This is a genomic window from Metapseudomonas cellulosilytica (assembly GCF_049334135.1).
Lineage (GTDB): Bacteria > Pseudomonadota > Gammaproteobacteria > Pseudomonadales > Pseudomonadaceae > Metapseudomonas.
In genome coordinates this window covers 328,135-343,536 of the sequence record NZ_JBHZGN010000003.1, presented here as the reverse complement: position 1 = coordinate 343,536, position 15,402 = coordinate 328,135, and the positions used below count along the sequence as shown (strand labels likewise).

Here is a 15,402-nt window from a genome sequence, read left to right as displayed (position 1 = left end):
CCGGATCAGCGTCGGCGGATGCGCTCCACCAGCAGCTGTCCGTCCCGGCCCCAGCGCCCACGCACCTCCACGTAGTCGCCAATCCCTGGCGACTTGTCGATGCGCGTGCCGGGACCGACCACCAGTTGCAACGAATCCAGGGTCCAGCCCGCGCCCAGAATGCCCTGCAGCCGCACCCGCGCCCCTACTGGGCTGGGCGCGGGCCGGCCATCGGCGTCGCGCGCGCCCTGGTCGATCCAGTCAACGATCAGCTGGATCTCCTCGTCACTGAGAAAGGGCGGGCCGTCGTACGGCATCTGCGGCTGCGACTGACCACGGATGCGCCGCACCAACTCACTGGCGCTGGAAGCGCCGGGTACGACGCGCACACGTTCGCCACGGTCGAGGATTCCGGCATAGGAATTCAGCAGCAGGCCCTCCGGGGCCGAGCCCATCAGGCCATAGGCGGAATGACACTTGACGCAACGGTTGGCGAAGATCGGCGCCACGTGGCTGTAGGTCACCGGCTGGCCCGCCGCCGGGCGCTGCAGCGGAGCCGGTGGGGCGATTGCGCTCGCCGGCCGGCTTCCGGGCAGCAGGCCACCGGCAATCCAGCCCTCGAACAGCGCGATCTCGGCATCACTGAGGAACGGCGGCCCCGTCATCGGCATGCGCGGCTGACTCTGGCCCTTGAGGCGGCGGATCAACTCGCTGCCGGTCGGATCCCCGCTGCGGACCACCTGGCGGCTGGCACTACCCTTGAGCAGTTCATCGAGGCTGGTCAGCCGCAGCCCGAGCGGCGCCGCCTCGCCGGCGTGGCACATGACGCAGCGGGCCTGGAGGATGGGCTGGATGTCGTCGAAGTTCACCGGCTGCGCAGGCGCGCGGCCAATCGCCAGGAGCAGCGAACAGAGCACGAACAGCCCCTTGGTCATGGCGCATCGGCCTCCCGCGCTGGTTGCCCCGCTAAGACTAGTGAAACAACCCGCATTGCGCAGTCGCGCGGAACCCCGCGGCGATCCGCCGGTCAGTCTATTCGAGGCTGGCGTACGCCGGCCCCAAGCCCCGGGCTCCTTTCAGTCGCCGCTGTGGATCCCCGGGGCTTTCTCGTGCGCAAAAAACGAGAAACGTCCGTATACAGAATCGCCAAGCTGATATGTTTCCTCAGAGCCCGCCGTAGGCAATGATGGCGGCCGCGTATTGCATCACTGGAGAATCACTGCATGAAACCTGCCCCCCGCCTCACCGCCCTGTTGCTCGGCGCCGGCCTGCTGGCCAGCCTCGCCGGCTGCGACCTGGCCGAGGAGTCGGCCAACAAACTGGCGAAGAAAGCCGAGGCGGCCGCCCAGGACATCGCCCGGGAAGCCATTGGCGAAGCGGTCAACGAACTGAACAAGAAGGTGGATGAAGTCCAGGCATCGGCCAAGGACCTGCTGGGAGAAAAGCACAAGCAAGAGGCCCGCGAAGCGTCGCCACGCGCGCCATCGAACAAGGATAAGGCCAAGGAAGAGGACGCCATGCTGCCTCCTTCCGGGGTAGAAACCTGAGGGTTTGAAACGCAGGCCGCGACGTCCTGTCGCGGCCTCCATTGCACAACCGTGCTCAAGCCCTAGGCGCGCAGATACCGCGGCAGGGGCTTGCGGTGCAGCACCTTCAGCGACTCCACCGGCGGAACTTCGCCGTGCTCCAGCGCCAGGTCGCGCTTGAGTGTGCTGACCAGCCAATCCAGCTGCGCCGTCACCGCCACCACGCGCTGGAAGAATCTCCCCTCACGCTCGAGCGTCAGCACGAAGCCACCGTCGGGCCGAGGCTTGGTACTCAGCTCGTATTCCGGAAAGGCGCTGATCAGCTTGTCCAGATCCAGATCCATGTCTTCTCTCCCAGAAAATTGATTGCTCCTGCAGCCGTTGCAGCATGCATGCCTGCGCTATGACAACGTAAACGCCAAATAAATCAGTCAGTTGCAAATTTTTTGCACAATTTTTTCCGTGCATTGCGCACGATCTGGCCATTTGACAGCGTGCAATTTGCAAACCCAATGCAATGCAAAGCCCCCGCCCGGAACCACTCTCCGGGCGGGGGCCTTGTGCTCAAGGCCGCGAGGGAGGCGGCCTGCGGGGCAATTCAGATGAGTTCGATACGGTCGTCGTCGATGCGGATCAGCCCCTGCTTGTAGAGGCCGCCGATCGCCTTCTTGAAATTGCCCTTGCTCACCCCGAAGCGCTGGCTGATCAGTTCCGGCGGGCTCTTGTCGGACAACGCCAGCACGCCGCCTTCGGCACGCAACGCTGCGATGATCTGTTCGCCCAGGCCACTGACCGCCGCCACACCCACCGGTTGCAGGCTCAGGCTGATCTTGCCGTCGGGGCGGATTTCCTTGATGTAGCCCTTTTCGCGCATGCCGCTGCGCACGAACTTGAACAGTTCGTTCTTGTGGATGAGGCCCCAGTGCTGGCCTTCGATGATGGCCTTGAAACCGAGGTCGGTCTTCTCCGTCACCAGCAGGTCCACCTCCTGGCCCGTCTTGTAGCGTGGCGGCGTGTTGTCCAGGTAGCGGTCCAGGCGGGCGGTCGCGGTGATCCGGCGGGTGCGCTTGTCGAGGTAGACATGCACCACGCAGTAGTCGCCCACCTGCAGCGGACGCTTCTCTTCGGAATGGGGCAACAGCAGGTCCTTGGGCAGGCCCCAGTCGAGGAACAGGCCGATGCGATTGATCTCCACCACCTTGAGGCTGGCGAACCCGCCGACCTGCACCTTGGGCCTGAGGGTGGTGGCCACCGGCCGGTCCTCGCTATCCAGATAGAGGAAGACGTTCAGCCAGTCGCCCTCGTCGCTGGGCTCGTCCTTCGGCACGTAGCGTTTAGGCAGGAGGATTTCTCCGTCCGGGCCGCCATCCAGGTACAGGCCGAAGTCGGTGTGCTTGACCACCTGAAGTGAATTGAAACGCCCGATAAGTGCCATCTTCGCTACCTCTTTGAGTCGAGGCGGCATTCTACCCGCTGGCCGGGACCCTGGGTGAATCGCTGACAAGGATGATTCGCCTGCCAGATACGCCCCCTTTCGTCGGCAAGCAAATCTCAGCGACCCGCCTGAATTTTCATTCTGCAAAACTGTCTACTGGTCGCTAGCACAATGATGTTTCAGAATCGTGTCGTCGCCACCACGACCCCATGTATTCCGGCATTACCCGACGGATTCTCGCTGTCCCATCTCAGGAGTTCCTGTGCGTCCATCCAGCCGCTGGCTGTCGCAATCCGCATCGCTCGCAACACTTGGCGTGCTGTTCCTGGTGATCCCCCTCGCCAGCCGCTTCTGGCTGGGTTGGTCCAACCCCTTCGGATACCTCTCCGACCTCCTCTTCGGCAGCCTCCTGATCGTGCTGCTCTTCGGCCGCACCCTGTTGCTGGCGTTACCGCTGATGCTGCTCTGGAGCCTGATGCTTCTCGGCAATGCCGAACTGATCGGCGCCGTCGGCCGCATGCCCGAGCCGAGCGACCTCAAGTATCTGCTCGACCCGCAGTTCGTCAGCCACTCCACCCAGGGTGGCGGCATTGCCCACCCGCACCTCGCCATGGCGCTGGGCGCCAGCCTCCTGGCCTGCCTGGTGTGCTGGCGACGCCGGCATCGCCCGCTCTCCTGGAAATGGTTCGCCGCTCCGGCCGCACTGCTGGCGGGACACATGGCGCTGCAGTACGTGCAGCCCAGCGATGCCGACCAGTGGAAGCTGTTCAACCTCCCCCACAAACTGATGGCCAGTGCCGCCAGCAGCGGCCAGTTGGCAATCGAGGACTGGCTGGATGGCAACAAGCCCGAGAACCCGCCGGATATCGCCGGCCTGGCGCGACTGGATCTCGATGGCACGCCCCTGCTCCCCGCTCCCGGCCGAGCGCGCAACGTGCTGGTGATCACCCTGGAAGGCATCCCCGGCGCCTACATCGCCGCCAACCGTGCAGCGATCAACAGCAGCTACCAGGAATCGCTGATGCCCAAGCTCAGCGCCTGGGCCGAACGCGCCATGACCACGCCGGACTACGTGCTGCACAGCCACCAGACCATCCGCGGCCTGTACGCCATGCTCTGCGGCGACTACAGCAAGCTGGACTCGGGCACTCCCAAGGGGCTGGAGCTGTTGAACAACCCGGCCCGCGCGAAGGCCTGCCTGCCCGCGCAGATGCACCAGCATGGTTTCAGCACCCACTTCCTGCAGGGCGCCGGACTGCGCTTCATGGCCAAGGACAAGATCATGCCGCAGATGGGCTTCGACAAGACCCAGGGGCGCAACTGGTTCCGCAACAAGGCCTACCTGGAATTCCCCTGGGGCATGGATGACAAGGCGTTCTTCGAGGGCGCCCTGACCTATGTGAAACAACTGCGCCAGCATAAGAAGCCCTGGATGCTGACCCTGCTGACCGTCGGCACCCACCAGCCGTACTCGGCACCGGCCGACTACCTGATGCGCTACCCGGATTCGAAGCAGGCCGCCATCGCCTACCTGGATGACGCGGTGGACGCCTTCCTGGCCGGCCTGGAAAAACAGGGCGTGCTGAAGGACACCCTGGTCATCGTCACCTCGGACGAGTCCCACGGCATCGAGAACGTGCGCCTCGCCTCGGCCTGGGGCTTCAACCTGGTGCTGGCGCCGGAGCAGGCCGCGCTGCCGCCGATCAAGGGCGGCGTCTACGGGCACGTCGACCTGACCACCTCCATCCTCGACTACTTCGGCTACCGGGTACCGCAGAACCTTTCCGGCCGCTCGCTGTTCCGCGACTACGCCAGCGGCCGCGAAATCATGTCCTACACCAACGGCAAGCTGCGCTACCACGACGGCAAGGACACCTTTACCGAGTGCGACTTCCGCCAGGTCTGCCGACGCTACCAGAGCGAGGGGTTCATTGCCGATGAAGCTCGCTACCTGGGCAGCTACAGCGGCAAGAAAGCCCGCCTGGTCGCCCAGCGCGCCGCGTTGCTGGACCAGTCGCTCATGGGCGGCAACCTCGGCCAGGAATACCAGTTCGCCACGCGCGAGCGCATCCGCCTGAAGGAGAAGGCCAGGGATGACTGGGCCGACAACCTGATCGGTGCGCAGTACATGGAATTGCCGAAGAACAGCCGTACCAGTGTGCAAATGACCATCAAGGTCCTGCGCATGGACCGCCAGGGTGCCCAGTTGCGGCTGAAGGCCAAGGAGTTCGAGCGCGACGTAGCCCTGCCGATTCCGGAGTTACCGCTGCTGAAACAGGGCAAGCCGCTGAAGGTCGACTTCGCCTTCGACAACCCCGAAGCACGCAAGGCGTTCTCCTTCCACCTGCTGGCCGAGGGCCGCGGCGTGATCGAGATCAGTGACTTCCGGGTGACCACCGAGCTCCTGCCGGCAGCGATCGTTGCCGCCGAAAGCACCGGCCAGGTCGCACAGAAACGCCCGCTGCACCCCATTACCACCCTCTTCGGCCTGATGGGACGTCAGCAGGACGCCCTGGAGAACGAGCTGGAAAAACCGGGGGAAGAGCGCACGGTACTGCCGGAGAGCACCGAGCTGCGCCTGCAGCAGTATCACTGAAGCGCTACCGGCGAGGCTCCGGCCTGTGGGAGATTCCATGGCAATCGACGCGTAGGGAGGAAATCCCTTTCGGGATTTCCACCGTCAGGGCCTTGCGTGGCCTCGCTGGTGGATAGAAGAGCGCTATCCACCCTACACGGCTGACGCATTCATTCGCCAATGGGTGCGCAGCGCCCGCCGAGATGCCTGGGGGCAGGCCTGCGGCCTGCTTTCGCGATTGAAATCGCGCCTACACGGGAGGGTGGGACGCTGAATTTTCCTCGTCGCGCGCCAGTTCCATCAGGATCCGCGCGCAGCACAGCTCCTCCATTTCCAGCAACCAGGCCTCCACTTGCTGGGCGGACAACTGTGCAGTCAGGCCATAGCGACGCCCACCCCAGACCGCGACGAAGAGCGCATCGATGCTTTCCGGACGGGGCTGGCAAGGCAGGTCCGCACAAGCGGCCACGGCCTGGCGCCACTTGCCCGCCAACTCCTGATAGACCCGCTGATGATGCCAGGGCTCGGCAACAGTGCGCTCCAGCTCCAGCAACTCGGCATCGAAGAACGGCCGGGCCTGCTCCTCCGCCTGGCCGCAGCAAAGGCGCACCAGGCGCCGCACGCGCGTCTGCCAGTCGAGGCCAGTGGCCAGCAGCACCTCGCGCTCCAGACGCTGCAGGAGCAGGTCCAACTGGTGACGGATATAGCCGGAGAGCAACGCCTCCTTGCTGGGGAAATATTCGTAGAGGGTGGCCACCGCCATTCCGGTTTCCAGGGCAACGGCACGAGTGGTCACACCACTCCAGCCGCGCTGGCGAAGAATCCGGACGAAGGCCTCGAAGATGGCTTCGTCCGTGAAACGGGAACGGGCCTGGGTCGGCCGCTTGAGTGACTTGTTGCGGGGTTTCGCGAACTCCATGGGGACCTCTGGCGGTTTCCGAACCCGCAGTGCGGGGCCCTTGCCAGCCTCTTCCGACTCCCTCCACAGCAGGAGCCGGATGAACCGGATCGCTGCACAGTATCACGTCTGTTCGCCCGACCGGGGCCACCCCTTGGTGCGAATCAAGGCAGGGTGGCGCGGGTGGCGTTGCGGCTGTGGCTGCCGAAATGGCGGATCAGCCTCACCAGCGCGTGGTCCAGCATGACGTCGTCGAGCAGTGGCGCCAGCTTGTTGCCCTGACTGAAGCCCGCTGGCGCCTGGCCACCCGCCAGCCAGTGGGCGATACGACCGTCGAAGTCCTCGGCGACATCGTAGGCCTCCTGGGATACCACCTGGCGCAGGGACTCACCGTCGAAGGGCGGATACTGGCCATCCGCCCGGCTGTCGGCGTAGGCACGCAACAGGAGGCTGTCATTGCGCCCCTCTCGCAGCAGCCGGCGTAGCCAGTCGGCCTGGTACTGCTCCACCTGCGTGTGGCGGTCGGCCACCTGCTCGATGGCCGCCAGCTTGTCGCTATCCAGGCCTACAGCGGCCTTGAGTGCGATCCACACCAGAGCGGGTGTGCCGTGCCCCGGCAGGGCCTTGGCATGGTAGGGCTGAGTCAGGTCCTGGATGTAGTGCAGGCCCCAGCCCAGAAAGCGGTAGCCCCAGTAGGGGTGGCCGCTCTCGAAGGCGAAACGCGCCAGGCCGAGATACTGGTACACCCGCACCTCGGGATAGGTCCGCTTCAGATACGGCGCGGCGCGGAAGATGAGTTCATCCTCGTGGTAGTAGCCGATATGGAAGGGGGCCTGGGACGAATATTCGAAGCGGGCATCGCCGAAGGGCTGCTTGCCGAAGTTGTAGCGGCTCCCCGCTTCGCCGGGGTTGTCGCTGAACAGATTGATGTCGTGGCCGTAGTCCGGTTCGTCGGCGGCGCTGGCCACCACCGCCAGCGCCGGCAACTTGTCGCCGGGCTGCACCTGGTAGAAACGCCATTCGAGCCATGGACTGAGCTTGCGGAACACCAGGACGTCGGCAGCATCCAGGGGCGTTCGACCACTCCAGTCCATACCCGGCAGGGCCTGGACGAAATAGGCAAGTTTGATCTCGGGGTTCACCCGCAGCGCCATCAGGAAAGCCCGCCGATGGTCGCCGCCGTGGGTGGGTATCCAGCGCAGGTCGTCAGGCCGGGGCGGATAGTCCGGCAGGTTGTCGCGGAAGAACTCCTCCTGCTCATCCAGGAACTGCTCCAGGGCAACGCCCTCCTCCTCCAGGAAGGACTCCAGGCTTTCCACCTCCACGGCCGGCGCGTCCTTGACCTGCGGCAGGCTGGCCAGCGCCAGGGCGGTGCCCAGGGCGTGGTTGGACCAGGCCAGGGCCGCAGACGGCAGGCCGGCCAGGCTCAGGCTGAGGGCGAGCGCCAGGTACTTCATCGATCACTCCGTGACAGGGTTCAAGCAAGGCCCGGCAGGGTAGCAGCCACGATGCAAGGCTTCACTGTCCAGCCGGGACAGCCGGACTCACCGATCGGGCCGACAGCAATCACTCTAGTGCAAAGCGGAGCGGCCGCCCTTGGGCGGCCGCTTTCATCACACGTCTGGCTCAGGGGTCACTGGATCTGTTCGGGGGTCACCACCACCCAGTTCTTGTCCGCCGTCACCGGCAGGCCCTGCTTGGCCTGGGCCTCGGCATTCTTCTTCTGCATGGCGCTGATCTGGTCCATGTACTTGGCCTTGCGGTTGATCCAGAGGTTGATGCCGCCTTTGCCGACGTCGGTGCCGTGGAACATCATGTAGCCGTCGCTGATGGGGGTATCGCCGGCCACCAGGATGGGTTTCTTCCATTCATCGATGTAGGTGAGCACCGCCGCATGCTTGCCGGACATCCAGGTGGCCGGGGTCCAGAGGTACGGCGTCAGCTCCAGGTCGAGGTTGGCCTTCTGGTCATACTGGCCATCGGTGATCTGCTTGCGGCTGGTGGTCACGGCGCCGGTCTTGGGGTCCTTCAGCAGCGTGGTGACACCGATGACGTTCTCCGGTTTCACGTTGTAGCCATACTTCGGGTCCGAGGCGACCATGCGCACCAGCTCTTCCAGGGCGGCGGTCATGATGTAGACCTCGATGCCGTTCTCGCTGAGCTTGTTCATCAGCTCCTTCTGGCCGCTGAAGACCTTCGGCGGGTTGATCTCGATGGTCTTCACCTCGTCGCCTTCGTAGTAGGTGGCGGGAACCGGCTTGCCATAGGCCATCAGCTCGTCGACGTAACCCTTCAGCTCACGCAGGGTGAAGCCGGAGAACACCTGGGCGACCCAGGGGTAGCAGACCAGGTCATCCACCTCGCAGAGCCGGTAGTAGTAACTGTTGAGGCTTTCCTTGTGGCCCTTCACATCCTTGAACGGGATCAGCTTGAGAGAGGGATCGAGCTTCTCGCGGGTGAGCACGCCCTTCATCTCAAGGAAAGGCAGCAGGGACTCCTCCAGGTCGTAGCGGTAGCTGGTGTTGTCCATGTCGAATACGGCGAAGTTGCCCTGGTTGGCATGCTTGGCGATCAGCGCGTCCAACTGCTTGGCGGCAGGTTCCGGCCAGTGCTTCAGCTCGGTGGCGGCCTGGGCGGCGCCGGCCAGGCCCAGGCTGAGTACGACGGACATCAGTGTCTTGGCGATCTTCATTCTTCTTATTCCTTATATGTGACGGGAGGAAGCCCTACTCCAGCTTCACCGCCGAACCTAGCAAAGGTCCCGCCCCGGACCGGCTCCATAGCGACCTCCAGCGTCCAGATCGCGCCATGCCATCAACGCCGCAAATGCCCGGGGATTCAGCGCCTCTGGCGCGACAGCGGCTAGACTCAGGCTCCCCCAAAGCCGCCAGGAGAAGCGCCATGCTCAAAGCCGAATACAAGACCCGTGGCCCGGTGCCCCAGGACGTGATCGAAGCCGTGGAGTTCGAGCTGCCGCCCGTTGGCGCCGGCCAGGCGTTGGTGAAGGTGCTGGCCGCACCCATCAACCCCTCCGATGTACTCACCCTGACCGGCCAGTACGGCATGCTGCCGCCGCTCCCCGCCATCGGCGGCAATGAGGGCGTGGGCGAAGTGCTGGAAGTCGCCGCCGACGTCGGCAACCTCAAACCCGGCCAGACCGTGCTGCTGCCGGTGGGCTGCGGCACCTGGCGCACCCACCTGATCGCCGACGCCAGGCAGCTGATCCCGCTACCCAGCGCCGATCCGCAGCAGTTGGCGATGCTGACCGTGAATCCGCCCACCGCCTACCTGATGCTGCGCGACTTCGTCGACCTGCAAGTGGGCGATTGGGTGATCCAGAACGCCGCCAACTCGGGGGTGGGCAGCTACCTGATCCAGCTGGCGAAGATCCGTGGCCTGAAGACGATCAACGTGGTGCGCCGCGATTCGGCTGTGGCGGCCGTGCAGGCCGAAGGCGGCGACGAGGTGCTGGTGGATGGCCCCGACCTGCCCCAGCGTGTACGCGAAGCCACCGGTGGCGCCCCGGTGAAACTGGGCATCGACGCCGTGGGCGGTGTCTCCACCGACCACCTGGCCGCCAGCCTGGCCGAAGGCGGCGTACTGGTGAACTACGGACGCATGAGCGGCGAGCCCTGCCAGGTCAACCCCGGCTCCTTCGTGTTCCGCGACGTGACCCTGAAGGGATTCTGGCTGGCCCGCTGGTTCCGCCAGGCCACCCCGCAACAGCAGATGCAGCTGTTCGGCGAGCTGATCCAGCTGATCGCCAGCGGCAAGCTCAAGGCGCGCATCGCCGCCAGCTACGACATCGGCCGGATCAAGGAAGCCGTGGCCGCCGCGGCCGCTGGCGAACGGGACGGGAAGATCGTGCTGGTGCCTTGAGGTGGGCGCCTGACCGCAAGGGCCCTCTCCCCAACCCTCTCCCTGAAGGGAGAGGGAGCCATCCGTGCCAAGCTGGGGCCTGGCGTAGGGTGGAAATCCCTTTGGGGATTTCCACCATCGGTCCGGGCCGCCGCTGAATCTGGCGCCTGTCCTGTAGGGGCGAATTCATTCGCCAAGCAGGTCGCAGACCTGCCAAGGCTTAGCCCAGCAGCCAATACCCCAACGCCCCCAGGTGCATCGCCACGATCAGCCAGAACCTCACCTGGTAGGCCACCTTGCGGTTCTTGTGACGGATCAGCCTTTGCGCCAGCAGGCCACCCGGCCAGCCGCCCAGCAGCTCGTAGAGATGCAGGCGTGATTCCGGGATGCGTTGCGCACCGGCCACCGCGAAGCGCTTGTCACGCCAATAGGCGACGAAGCACAGCAGGCTCATCAGCAGGTAGATCAGCAGCAGCGCCTGGACGGGCCAGGCGAACTCCAGTGACAAGGCTTACTCCGCCGCCGGCTTCTTGCGCTTGAGCGGCGCCATGCCGTCATTGCTGACCACACGGGATTCCTCGCGCGGCTTGCTCGGCTTGCGCTTGGGCGCGGCGGCCTTGGCGGGCGCCTTCTTGTCGCCCTTCTTCTCGGTCTTTTTCTTCTTGGCGCCGGCGGCCTTGCCGGACGCCTTGACCTTCTTCGGACCGCTGTAGGTGCCCTTGAGCTCCTTGATGACGCGGCGCTCGAAACTCTGCTTCAAGTAGCGCTCGATGCTCGACATCAGGTTCCAGTCGTTATGGCAGATCAGCGAGATCGCCAGGCCCTCGCCGCCGGCACGGCCGGTACGGCCGACGCGGTGCACATACTCGTCGCCGGAACGCGGCATATCGAAGTTGATCACCAGGTCGAGGCCTTCGATGTCCAGGCCGCGTGCAGCGACATCGGTGGCCACCAGCACCTTGGTGCCGCCCTGCTTCACCCGCTCGATGGCCAGCTTGCGGTCCTTCTGGTCCTTGTCGCCGTGGAGCACGAAGGCCTTGTAGCCGCCGGCCACCAGGTGGCCGTAGAGGCGGTCGGCCTGGGCGCGGGTGTTGGTGAAGATGATCGCCTTCTGGTAGGTCTCGTTAGCCAGCAGCCAGCGCGCCAGCTCTTCCTTGTGCTCGGGATGGTCGGCCGTGATGATCTGCTGGCGGGTGCTCTCGTTGAGCTGGTCGACGCTGTTCAGGCGCAGGTGCAGCGGGTCGCGCAGCACGTTGGCGGAAACCTCGCGCAGCGCGGCGCCACCCGTAGTAGCGGAGAACAGCAGGGTCTGCTCACGGTTGGCGCAGAGCTCGGTGATGCGCTGCATGTCCTCGGCGAAACCCATGTCGAGCATGCGGTCGGCCTCGTCCAGTACCAGCACTTCCACCTCGCGCAAATCTACGGTGCCGGCGTTCAGGTGCTCGATCAGGCGACCTGGAGTGGCGACCAGCACGTCGGGCAGCTTGCGCAACATCGCTGCCTGCACCTTGAAGTCTTCGCCGCCGGTGACGATGCCGGACTTGATGAAGGTGAACTGGGAAAAACGCTCGACCTCTTTCAGGGTCTGCTGCGCCAGTTCGCGGGTCGGCAGCAGGATCAGCGACCGGATGCGCTCGCGGGGCTTGGCTTCGCCGATCAGGCGGTTGAGCAGCGGCAGGACGAAAGCGGCGGTCTTGCCACTGCCGGTCTGGGCAGTCACCCGCAGGTCGCGTCCTTCCAGGGCCGGCGGGATGGCCGCCACCTGCACCGGGGTCGGCTCGACGAATTTGAGTTCGGCAACGGCCTTGAGCAGACGTTCGTGCAGGGCGAATTGGGAGAACACTGGGTTACCTCGGTCGAAAGCGTAAATAGCTGCATAGGTTACCCGGAGTCGCGCCGGAACGCCCGATTTCCGAGCGAATGGGCGACAGAAAACCCATCGCGCAATATGCTCTGCGCACCTGAACCGGGAGCCGGAGCATGAGCGCAGCCCTGATCTACTGCGTCGCCAGCCTCGAGCGCCGGCTCCTGTTCCGCAAGCAGCACAGCTTCCCCACCGGCGTGGTGCAGCTGCACGACCGACTCCTGCCCGAAATCGAGGCCCCATGACCACCCTGAACATAGCCGCCGCCTGCCTGCTGGATCCACACGGCCGCCTGCTGCTGGTGCGCAAGCGCGGCACCCGCGCGCTGATGCTGCCCGGCGGCAAGCGCGAGTCCGGCGAAAGCCCGGTCGAAGCCCTGCAACGTGAACTCTGGGAGGAACTTCAACTGCGCCTGGAGGCCTCGGCACTGACACCCTTGGGCCGCTTCCATGCGCCGGCCGCCAATGAAGCGAACACCTGGGTCGATGCCGAGATATTCGTCGCCCGCCTGCCCCATGCGGTGGAAGCGGCCGCCGAACTGGAAGAGCTGGCCTGGCTGGAGCCCGGCGAGCCGCATCCGGAGAATCTGGCCCCGCTGCTGCGGGACCATGTACTGGTGGCCCTGGCGGACTGTTGAACGGCCCTGCTCAGAAACCTTTCCGGGCCTGCCTGCGCAACAGCACGGCGCTGTCCCAGCCGATCAGCAGCACCGCCAGCCAGATCGGCAGGTAGGTCCAGAGCTGGGCCGGGTTGAAGGTCTCGCCGAGGAACGCCACCGCCACCGCGAACAGCAGTACTGGCTCCACGTAGCTGAGGATGCCGAACAGCCCCAGGGGCAACAGGCGGCTGGAGGCCATCATGGCGGCGAAGGCCAAGGTGCCCAGCAGCCCCAGGCCGGGAATCAGCCACCAGAGCTGAGGCGCCTGGCTGAAGGCGCCCGGTGGCGAAAAGCTCATGATCAGCCAGATTGCCAGGGGCGCCAGCACCGCCATTTCCAGGATGAAACCGGACAGGGCATCCAGCCGCATCCAGCGACGCAGCATGAAATAAGGTGGGTAACCCAGGGCGGTGACCAGGGTCAGCCAGGAGAAGGCGCGGGTCAGCCAGAGTTCATGGAGCACGCCCAGCACCGCGCAACCCACCGCCAGCAGCTGCAAGGGACGCAGGCGCTCGGCATAGAACACCCGGCCGACCACGACCATGGCCAGGGGCAGCAGGAAGTAGCCCAGGGACACCTCCAACATCCGCCCCTGCAGCGGCGCCCAGAGGAACAAGCCCCATTGCAGGCCGATCAGCAGGGCCGACAGCGGCAGCGCGGCCAGCAGCAGGGGCTCGCGCCGCAGGCGCCCGAGCACCGCCACGAAGGCCGCCCACTGACGGGTGAGCGCCAACAGGAGAAACACCGCGGGAATCGACCAGAGCACCCGCTGGGCGAACACTTGCACGCCGTCCAGCGGCGCCAGCTCACGCACGTATCCAGGCATCAGGGCGAATAGCACGGACGCTGTCAGGGACAGCGCGACACCACGACCGGACAACTTCATGGTCGCCTCGGTACGCGGGAAAGAGAGTGGAGCGAAATCATTTCGGGCCTCGCAAAGCAGCCGGCGAACATACGCCTTCCTTGCCGCGAGGGAAAGCTTATCAATCGGGAAAACTGACCATTCGGGCAGACCCGTCATTGGCATTGCCGAAAACGTCATGGCCGGTAAGCGACCTCGGAGGGTGGACAGCACTTTTCCGTCCACCAAACGGACTTCGCCCTCGCCTCGATGGTGGATAAAAGAGCGTTATCCACCCTACGAAAGACCACCTCCACAGCCGGGATAGGCCTGTAGGGTGCGCCATGCGCACCGGCGATGGCGCCAGCGTATTCGCAGCATCGGTGCGCGCAGCGCACCCTACGGACTACAGCAGGGTTGAGGGGCGTGCTCCGCAGGGAGGACAGCGCTTTTCTGTTCACCCTACGAACTGATGCCAAGAAGGCCGCAGGCCACCCCTCTTCCTCCATAAAAAAGCCCGACCTGAATCAGGTCGGGCAGACAGGGTGCGCTGACGGAGCGGTAGCGCACCAGGAGGAGCTGGGAGAGGCAGGTTGAATCAGGCCACCTGGGCCAGTTGCGCCTTGGCTGCGGCCAGGCCTTTTTCCTGGAATTCGTTGCCCAGGTTCAGGCCCTCGGCGTGGACGAAGGTCACGTCGTGGATGCCGATGAAGCTCATGGCCTGGCGCAGGTAGGGTTCCTGGTGGTCCATCGGGCTGCCGGAGTAGATGCCGCCGCGTGCCGTGAGGACGATTGCGCGCTTGCCGGTGAGCAGGCCTTTCGGGCCGGTCTCGGTGTACTTGAAGGTGACGCCGGCGCGCAGCACATGGTCGAGCCAGGACTTCAGGGTGCTGGGGATGGCGAAGTTGTACATGGGAGCGGCCATGACCAGTACATCGGCGGCCAGCAGTTCCTCGGTCAACAGGTTGGAGCGCTGCAGGGCGGCCTTCTCGCTTTCACTCTGCTGGTCGGCGGGCTTCATCCAGCCACCGAGCAGGTCGGCATCGAGGTGCGGCACCTGCTCGACGGCGAGGTCACGAACCTTGATCTCGTCGGCCGGATGGGCGGCCTGCCACTGGGCGATGAAGTCCTGGGTGAGCTGGCGGGAAACTGAACCTTGCTGGCGGGCGCTGCTTTCGATGACGAGTACGCGGGACATGTGGACTACCTCCATCGGGGGTTGATTGCGTCGATGGAGTGCAGATTAGGTCGTCACGAATCGATATAAAAGCGTAAATATCCGCCTAAAAACATCAAGAAAGTTGATTTGTAGCAGGAGGGGCACTAGGCTGGTTCCTGTGCCTGAATCGTGCCTCGCTTATTTGGGATTGCAGGTGAGCTTGATCCGCAGCTTGATCACCGATCGCGTGAAATTGGCGGTCACATAGGCGCTCTTGCCGCTTTCGATGATCGTCTTGCGTACCTTGGGGGTTTCCGGGCCATTGACGAACACCGCCTTGCACTCGGCCGTGGTTCCACCGACGTTCTGGATATTGATGGCCGCCAGGTTGTGGTCGATGTCGGTGGTGTCGTAGACGATCTCGGCGCCGTTGTACTGCTTCTCCACCTCGATGGGGTAGGCGAAGACCAGGGTCGGCAGCAGGACGAACAAGGCACAGCACAGTTTTTTCATGGGCGATCTCCAGTGCAGAGGGCGCCAGCTTAACAGAGGGCCGCAAGCGGAATCAGCGCCATGGGCGCGCGCAATCTGCCGGCATAAGCAGCA

At 64.7% G+C, this 15,402-nt stretch carries 16 protein-coding genes; 5 read left to right on the top strand and 11 right to left on the bottom strand.

Features of this window, described 5'->3' with window-relative positions:
• Positions 1 to 5: 5 nt before the first annotated feature.
• On the bottom strand, positions 6 to 914 hold the full coding sequence (locus ACFW0H_RS05835) for a c-type cytochrome domain-containing protein (protein WP_422912953.1): 909 nt from the start codon (positions 912 to 914) through the stop codon (positions 6 to 8).
• Positions 915 to 1,202: 288 nt separating this feature from the next.
• Between ACFW0H_RS05835 and ACFW0H_RS05830 the strand changes: the two genes are divergently transcribed.
• Entirely contained in the window at positions 1,203 to 1,526 is a 324-nt protein-coding gene (locus ACFW0H_RS05830) for a hypothetical protein (protein ID WP_422912952.1), read from the top strand.
• 62 nt (positions 1,527 to 1,588) lie between these two features.
• On the opposite strand, the gene ACFW0H_RS05825 is transcribed toward ACFW0H_RS05830, so the two are convergent.
• Both ACFW0H_RS05825 and ACFW0H_RS05820 read right to left on the bottom strand, forming a co-directional pair.
• Complete coding sequence (locus tag ACFW0H_RS05825) at positions 1,589 to 1,849, bottom strand: DUF3509 domain-containing protein (RefSeq protein WP_422912951.1); 261 nt, start codon at positions 1,847 to 1,849, stop codon at positions 1,589 to 1,591.
• Positions 1,850 to 2,103: 254 nt separating this feature from the next.
• Complete coding sequence (locus ACFW0H_RS05820; protein WP_422912950.1) at positions 2,104 to 2,940, bottom strand: CvfB family protein; 837 nt, start codon at positions 2,938 to 2,940, stop codon at positions 2,104 to 2,106.
• 262 nt (positions 2,941 to 3,202) lie between these two features.
• Here ACFW0H_RS05820 and ACFW0H_RS05815 point away from each other — a divergent pair, with 262 nt between their 5' ends.
• The gene (locus ACFW0H_RS05815; RefSeq protein ID WP_422912949.1) at positions 3,203 to 5,536 is read left to right on the top strand and encodes an LTA synthase family protein; all 2,334 of its coding nucleotides are present in this window, start codon (positions 3,203 to 3,205) and stop codon (positions 5,534 to 5,536) included.
• A 229-nt stretch (positions 5,537 to 5,765) separates the two neighbouring features.
• Here ACFW0H_RS05815 and ACFW0H_RS05810 read toward each other — a convergent pair whose 3' ends face one another.
• From ACFW0H_RS05810 to ACFW0H_RS05800, 3 genes are all read right to left on the bottom strand, one after another.
• Positions 5,766 to 6,434: a TetR/AcrR family transcriptional regulator gene (locus tag ACFW0H_RS05810; protein WP_422912948.1), complete on the bottom strand. Its 669-nt coding sequence runs from the start codon at positions 6,432 to 6,434 to the stop codon at positions 5,766 to 5,768.
• Between the two features lie 143 nt (positions 6,435 to 6,577).
• On the bottom strand, positions 6,578 to 7,870 hold the full coding sequence (locus ACFW0H_RS05805) for a phospholipase (RefSeq protein ID WP_422912947.1): 1,293 nt from the start codon (positions 7,868 to 7,870) through the stop codon (positions 6,578 to 6,580).
• 176 nt (positions 7,871 to 8,046) lie between these two features.
• On the bottom strand, positions 8,047 to 9,105 hold the full coding sequence (locus ACFW0H_RS05800; RefSeq protein ID WP_459077285.1) for an HAD family hydrolase: 1,059 nt from the start codon (positions 9,103 to 9,105) through the stop codon (positions 8,047 to 8,049).
• A 209-nt stretch (positions 9,106 to 9,314) separates the two neighbouring features.
• Between ACFW0H_RS05800 and ACFW0H_RS05795 the strand changes: the two genes are divergently transcribed.
• Complete coding sequence (locus tag ACFW0H_RS05795) at positions 9,315 to 10,292, top strand: zinc-dependent alcohol dehydrogenase family protein (protein WP_422912946.1); 978 nt, start codon at positions 9,315 to 9,317, stop codon at positions 10,290 to 10,292.
• A gap of 199 nt (positions 10,293 to 10,491) precedes the next feature.
• Here ACFW0H_RS05795 and ACFW0H_RS05790 read toward each other — a convergent pair whose 3' ends face one another.
• Positions 10,492 to 10,779 carry a DUF1294 domain-containing protein gene (locus ACFW0H_RS05790; RefSeq protein ID WP_422912945.1) on the bottom strand — a complete coding sequence of 96 codons (288 nt, stop codon included), beginning with the start codon at positions 10,777 to 10,779 and terminating at the stop codon, positions 10,492 to 10,494.
• A gap of 3 nt (positions 10,780 to 10,782) precedes the next feature.
• Positions 10,783 to 12,114, bottom strand: a complete 1,332-nt coding sequence (locus tag ACFW0H_RS05785; RefSeq protein WP_422912944.1) for a DEAD/DEAH box helicase — start codon at positions 12,112 to 12,114, stop codon at positions 10,783 to 10,785.
• Between the two features lie 137 nt (positions 12,115 to 12,251).
• On the opposite strand from ACFW0H_RS05785, the gene ACFW0H_RS05780 reads away from it, so the two are divergent.
• Positions 12,252 to 12,380 carry a hypothetical protein gene (locus ACFW0H_RS05780; RefSeq protein ID WP_422912943.1) on the top strand — a complete coding sequence of 43 codons (129 nt, stop codon included), beginning with the start codon at positions 12,252 to 12,254 and terminating at the stop codon, positions 12,378 to 12,380.
• Positions 12,377 to 12,772 (top strand): NUDIX hydrolase, encoded by a 396-nt coding sequence (locus tag ACFW0H_RS05775; protein ID WP_422912942.1) that lies wholly within the window; start codon positions 12,377 to 12,379, stop codon positions 12,770 to 12,772. The genes ACFW0H_RS05780 and ACFW0H_RS05775 overlap by 4 nt, the downstream gene beginning before the upstream one ends.
• 10 nt (positions 12,773 to 12,782) lie before the next feature.
• Here the strand turns inward: ACFW0H_RS05775 and rarD are convergent, their stop codons facing one another.
• The 3 genes from rarD to ACFW0H_RS05760 all read right to left on the bottom strand — a co-directional run bounded on the left by rarD (position 12,783) and on the right by ACFW0H_RS05760 (position 15,309).
• On the bottom strand, positions 12,783 to 13,679 hold the full coding sequence (gene rarD / locus ACFW0H_RS05770) for an EamA family transporter RarD (RefSeq protein ID WP_422912941.1): 897 nt from the start codon (positions 13,677 to 13,679) through the stop codon (positions 12,783 to 12,785).
• A 556-nt stretch (positions 13,680 to 14,235) separates the two neighbouring features.
• Positions 14,236 to 14,835: an FMN-dependent NADH-azoreductase gene (locus tag ACFW0H_RS05765; RefSeq protein WP_422912940.1), complete on the bottom strand. Its 600-nt coding sequence runs from the start codon at positions 14,833 to 14,835 to the stop codon at positions 14,236 to 14,238.
• Between the two features lie 159 nt (positions 14,836 to 14,994).
• Complete coding sequence (locus tag ACFW0H_RS05760; RefSeq protein WP_422912939.1) at positions 14,995 to 15,309, bottom strand: 3-phosphoglycerate kinase; 315 nt, start codon at positions 15,307 to 15,309, stop codon at positions 14,995 to 14,997.
• Positions 15,310 to 15,402: the final 93 nt, after the last annotated feature.

What these genes read in the sequence shown, in the direction of transcription:
- ACFW0H_RS05820 (WP_422912950.1), bottom strand. Translation starts at nt 2,940, where the DNA reads ATGGCACTTATCGGGCGTTTCAATTCACTTCAGGTGGTCAAGCACACC.
- ACFW0H_RS05825 (WP_422912951.1), bottom strand. Translation starts at nt 1,849, where the DNA reads ATGGATCTGGATCTGGACAAGCTGATCAGCGCCTTTCCGGAATACGAG.
- ACFW0H_RS05765 (WP_422912940.1), bottom strand. Translation starts at nt 14,835, where the DNA reads ATGTCCCGCGTACTCGTCATCGAAAGCAGCGCCCGCCAGCAAGGTTCA.
- ACFW0H_RS05830 (WP_422912952.1), top strand. Translation starts at nt 1,203, where the DNA reads ATGAAACCTGCCCCCCGCCTCACCGCCCTGTTGCTCGGCGCCGGCCTG.
- ACFW0H_RS05780 (WP_422912943.1), top strand. Translation starts at nt 12,252, where the DNA reads ATGAGCGCAGCCCTGATCTACTGCGTCGCCAGCCTCGAGCGCCGGCTC.
- ACFW0H_RS05805 (WP_422912947.1), bottom strand. Translation starts at nt 7,870, where the DNA reads ATGAAGTACCTGGCGCTCGCCCTCAGCCTGAGCCTGGCCGGCCTGCCG.
- ACFW0H_RS05835 (WP_422912953.1), bottom strand. Translation starts at nt 914, where the DNA reads ATGACCAAGGGGCTGTTCGTGCTCTGTTCGCTGCTCCTGGCGATTGGC.
- ACFW0H_RS05760 (WP_422912939.1), bottom strand. Translation starts at nt 15,309, where the DNA reads ATGAAAAAACTGTGCTGTGCCTTGTTCGTCCTGCTGCCGACCCTGGTC.
- ACFW0H_RS05795 (WP_422912946.1), top strand. Translation starts at nt 9,315, where the DNA reads ATGCTCAAAGCCGAATACAAGACCCGTGGCCCGGTGCCCCAGGACGTG.
- ACFW0H_RS05800 (WP_459077285.1), bottom strand. Translation starts at nt 9,105, where the DNA reads ATGAAGATCGCCAAGACACTGATGTCCGTCGTACTCAGCCTGGGCCTG.
- ACFW0H_RS05810 (WP_422912948.1), bottom strand. Translation starts at nt 6,434, where the DNA reads ATGGAGTTCGCGAAACCCCGCAACAAGTCACTCAAGCGGCCGACCCAG.
- ACFW0H_RS05775 (WP_422912942.1), top strand. Translation starts at nt 12,377, where the DNA reads ATGACCACCCTGAACATAGCCGCCGCCTGCCTGCTGGATCCACACGGC.
- rarD (WP_422912941.1), bottom strand. Translation starts at nt 13,679, where the DNA reads ATGAAGTTGTCCGGTCGTGGTGTCGCGCTGTCCCTGACAGCGTCCGTG.